Source organism: Marinobacterium weihaiense, assembly GCF_019061305.1.
Classification (GTDB): Bacteria; Pseudomonadota; Gammaproteobacteria; order Pseudomonadales; family Balneatricaceae; genus Marinobacterium; species Marinobacterium weihaiense.
On sequence record NZ_JAHQZT010000049.1, the window covers coordinates 1 to 4,342 of the forward strand.

Consider the following 4,342-nt stretch of genomic DNA (forward strand, 5'->3'; position numbering starts at 1 on the left):
ATTCATCATTTATCAAATCAATACAGTAAGTTAGCCCATCTCTCTGTGCCTGTCACTTGAGTAAAAACACGCATGCGCAGTATTAAAATGTTATGCTCAAAGTAGTTCAGTCAAACTGAGGTTGTATGGCTAAGATATTCCCAAGCCTTGAAGTCATCAAGAAAAGCAAGCAGAAGCCGACTGAGGGTGAGTTATTTCTTCTAAATGAGCTGTCGCAGAATTTTGATGCGGAAGTGGAGATATACTTTCAGCCATTTTTTAACGGTGAAAGACCTGACATTATAATTATTCACCAGATAATGGGTGTAATCATAATCGAAGTAAAAGACTGGGATTTGTTATTTTATAATTTGGATGAAAACAACAAGTGGCATGTAAGTAACAATGGATCGGTTATACGATCACCGTTCGCCCAAGTTTTTGGCTACAAGAAGAATATGTTTGATCTTCATATTAATGGGCTTTTAGAAAAAAACTTAAATAATAAGAATTTTTACAAGGCGATATCTTGTTACGTTTATTTCCACAAAGAGAATAAAGAGTCTATTAAAAGATTTTTTTCTCCTAGAATAGACGAGTTCAAGAGCATGCTCAAAGAGCATAATAATGCATATGCTGAAAACCCAATAGACCATGACAAATATGAGCGAAAGAGAGAATGGCTGAACTCAAAAATAAAAAGGTTTGAAAGGGATCTGTATCGGCATTCAGTTACTAAAGATCAGTTAATGAAAATTAAATTTCCACTTTCCAAGAAGAGTGACATATACCCTATATCAATTCATGACGCTTTCTTAAGATATTTACAGCCTCCTTATCATTATCTCAATGAAGGGAAAGAAATAGAATACACCAAGGTGCAAGAAAGGCTCGTAACCAGCGAGCAGGGCAAGCGAGAAAAAATTAAAGGGATTGCAGGATCAGGAAAAACTACCGTACTGGCGAAAAGGGCGGTAAATGCACATTCGAGACATGGTGGTAACGTCCTTATACTCACGTTTAATCTTACTCTTCGGATGTACATTAAAGACAAAATAAATGAAGTGAGAAGTGATTTTTCCTGGGGAGCTTTTGGCATCATTAACTACCATAGGTTTATGAGTGCAGCACTCAGTCAATATGGGATAGATGTAAGTGTTCCTGAAGAAATAAAAAATGATAAGGAAAAGGTCAGTGCTTACCTGGATTCAAAATATTACTCAAATGAAAATGTTTTTGAAAGTTGCGAAATTGAAGAAAAGTTCGACACAATATTAGTCGATGAAATTCAAGACTATAAGCCTGAGTGGATAAAAATAATACGTAAATACTTTTTGTCTGACCAAGGCGAAATGGTACTTTTTGGGGACGAGAAGCAGAATATTTATGAAAGGGAAATTGATGAAGAAAATACAACAAAGGTAGTTCAAGGTTTTGGTCGCTGGAATAAGCTGTCTAAATCTTTTCGTTATAAAGAAGATTCGTACATATTAGATGTTGCAAAAAAGTTTCAGGAAGTATTTTTTAGTGATCGGTACGAACTCGATTTTTCTGAGGCGATGCAACCCGCGTTGTCAGGGATTGGAGTAAATCAATGTGTATTGATTGAGGCAGGTGATATTAACTCAATTGTTAATTATGTTTTTTCTGTCGCAAAACGTGCATCTATTCACCCAAATGACATGGTTATTCTTTCATCCAGCATTTCTCAAATGCGGGAAATCGATTTTTTGATAAGAAAAAATCCAAACTTTAACGAAAAAACTTTGACAACATTTGAAACCAAAGAAGCTTATTGTTCTTCACGCATAGATCGTAGTGAAATTGAAAAAATAAGAAGCAATAAAAAATATGGATTCAACCTGAATAGTGGTGTTTTAAAAATATCGACAATACATAGTTTTAAAGGTTATGAGTCACCAACTATTTTTTTGATTGTTAATGAGTTAGATAACGCTGAGTTGGTTTACGTTGGTCTCACAAGGGCAAAGTTTAACTTGGTTGTTTTTCTCGAAAAAAACTCTAAGTATTCCGACTTTTTTGAAGGCTCTCTTGAGGTAATTCAATTATCAGACGTCATAGAAAACGATATGAAAAGAGCATAACAAAGTGCTGCTGTCGGACAATTTTTCCGCTGTGCTCCAAAATTGCCACAGAGCGCGACGTTATGCATAAAATCGGAATCAGGAGTTTTAAATGGGCATCTCAAAATTATATTCAGTAAAAGATGGCGGTGATTTATCACCTTTAGATTGTAAAAATATCAACTTAATCTTATCTGAGATGAGTATATCTGACATCCCAAAAGAACAATTAACGAATGTTATGGATTATCTTGTTGTTGCCTTAAATAACAACAGTGTTGACCATTCTTTGGTCAGCAAACTCGATACGTTGCTTGAATCCCTTCAGTCGACAGTTGGGTAAGATTTGAAGGAGAGTTTTATGTTAGAAGGTATTTATATCGTTATTGCCGTTTTACTATTTTTCGCGCAATTGCAAAATGGGTTTTTTACTGCATTGTTAACAGCGATTTTTTGGCCTATTGTAATTGTAGGTGGGTCAATATTTCTTTTCTTTAGTATTATCTACCATTCGGTGAAAAAGTGAGGGTATTAATAGGTTTGTTAAGCTTAGTCGGCGGGGTATTTATTTGGGGCTTAGCTATTTCAGCTTTAGTATCATGGCTGGTTTTTTGCTTCGGCTCGGTGATCATTGGCATTCTTCTGCTAATTTTTGCTCCTTATGTTCTTATTGCACCATTAGCTATAGGTACACCAGGGACTGCGCTATTTGCGTATGGCATGGATTGTATTGCTAATAAAAAAGAAGATTCTATTTTTAATCGGAATTTTAAAGAAGAAAAGCGTGACAGCGCCATTGATTCTGATGCTGTCTGGGAAAGATCTAGTAGCAATTTGGATTCAATAGGTAAGATTATTGAAGGATCAAAAATTGATCGTTAGGAGGTAATTATGTTTGGACTTTTTAGAAAAAAGAAGAGAACTCTTCTTGACGAGTTGAATGATGCAACTGTCAAAATGTATAGACCTTTATTAGTTAATAACAAGAAAGTTTCAGATGAAAAAATTCTTGAAATAGTGCAGACAACTATGCGTGCTTTTACACAAGCGGCAGAAAGCAGAGGTGAAAAAATATCTGGAGATGTGCTAATGAATATTTCCGCAAAGTTTATTCGTGTTTATGATATGAGTGGCCAAGATTTTTTTCTCGAACACTTGAAATACGAAATAAACAAATACTTAAGTGAGGGTTTAAGGCCTGACTATCAATAAAATGCATAACAAGTTGCTCAACTCGGACACATACTGCTTAGCTCGTTTTTGTGTATCGCTACGCTCAAGTTTACACAAAAACGCTCTTCACAGTATGTGCCGGTGAGCAAGGCGTTAGGCGTAAAATAAATCGAGCCTGGCACCAATATCACTCAAAACGCGCAAGGATAGCAGGGTTGCTGGGGCAATCAGTGCCTGGGATCGGCCTTTGGGAAGATGCGGCTGCCAGCGGCCAATTTCTTCTCCATCATCGCTCTTCGGTGGTCAGAAGGGCTTAAACCGAGTCTTGACGGCACTCCAGATCAGGGGGATATTTTCGCATAGGCGGTTGGACTTCCTATTCTTGAAGCGGCGATCCGGGCTGATCAAGGCCGTGGCCACTGCGGACATCAAAAAAACAACCCGTGTGAACTGAAAGGTTAATTCCGGATGTCGCCAGGAGGCAGTTTCTGATTTCGCTTGACACTTATTCAGCGTTGTGCATCCAATATCTTGGAGGCCTAATGCGCAACGAACAGCGGTAGTTGACTTCCAAGTAACTTGACTTAAGTTACTGTTTTTATGTGGTTGCGCCCCGCGCATTGGGGAGCTAATGAATAGATCAATACAATTGGAGAACTGCTATGAAGATCAAGAGCATACTTACTGGAATGGCTGTCATATTCGCTTTATTGTCATCAGCAGCACATGCGGCGGATGATTTCTGGGAGCACACGCGGTTAGGTTACACAATTTATTTTTCTGGAGGTTATGCAACCACTCCATTTAACCCGCCGTCTTCTGTCCCCAGAAGGGACGCTGAAATTACAGACGTTTCCTGGGATTGGAATACCATTCCTAACGGCCATACGTCTGAAGAAGTCGAATTGTGTTACCGAAAACAATACTCATCCTCTGATTTTCTTTGTATCGATATATCAGCTGCGCAAAATGACAATTCAGATGCATTTGACGGGTTTAACGCCCGTGGCACCAGGGCGAGAGCGTGAACATTTTTTAAGCATGTATCACCCTCTCCATGTACTCAATGTCCATGGCAGCCATCCGCTGTTTGCGCCGAATACCGG

Annotated in this window: 5 protein-coding genes; all 5 read left to right on the forward strand. The window is 38.2% G+C overall.

The genetic code is table 11. The features are described from left to right. Positions 1–125: 125 nt before the first annotated feature. The 5 genes from KTN04_RS16405 (at position 126) to KTN04_RS16425 (ending at position 4,264) form a co-directional block, all read left to right on the forward strand. Entirely contained in the window at positions 126–2,084 is a 1,959-nt protein-coding gene (locus tag KTN04_RS16405; protein ID WP_217336305.1) for a nuclease-related domain-containing DEAD/DEAH box helicase, read from the forward strand. Positions 2,085–2,175: 91 nt separating this feature from the next. After that, positions 2,176–2,406, forward strand: a complete 231-nt coding sequence (locus KTN04_RS16410) for a hypothetical protein (RefSeq protein WP_217336306.1) — start codon at positions 2,176–2,178, stop codon at positions 2,404–2,406. 179 nt (positions 2,407–2,585) lie between these two features. Further along, positions 2,586–2,945, forward strand: a complete 360-nt coding sequence (locus KTN04_RS16415; protein WP_217336307.1) for a hypothetical protein — start codon at positions 2,586–2,588, stop codon at positions 2,943–2,945. A 9-nt stretch (positions 2,946–2,954) separates the two neighbouring features. Continuing rightward, complete coding sequence (locus KTN04_RS16420) at positions 2,955–3,275, forward strand: hypothetical protein (RefSeq protein ID WP_217336308.1); 321 nt, start codon at positions 2,955–2,957, stop codon at positions 3,273–3,275. A 623-nt stretch (positions 3,276–3,898) separates the two neighbouring features. Next, positions 3,899–4,264 carry a flagellar protein FlhE gene (locus KTN04_RS16425; RefSeq protein WP_217336309.1) on the forward strand — a complete coding sequence of 122 codons (366 nt, stop codon included), beginning with the start codon at positions 3,899–3,901 and terminating at the stop codon, positions 4,262–4,264. Positions 4,265–4,342 lie beyond the last annotated feature (78 nt).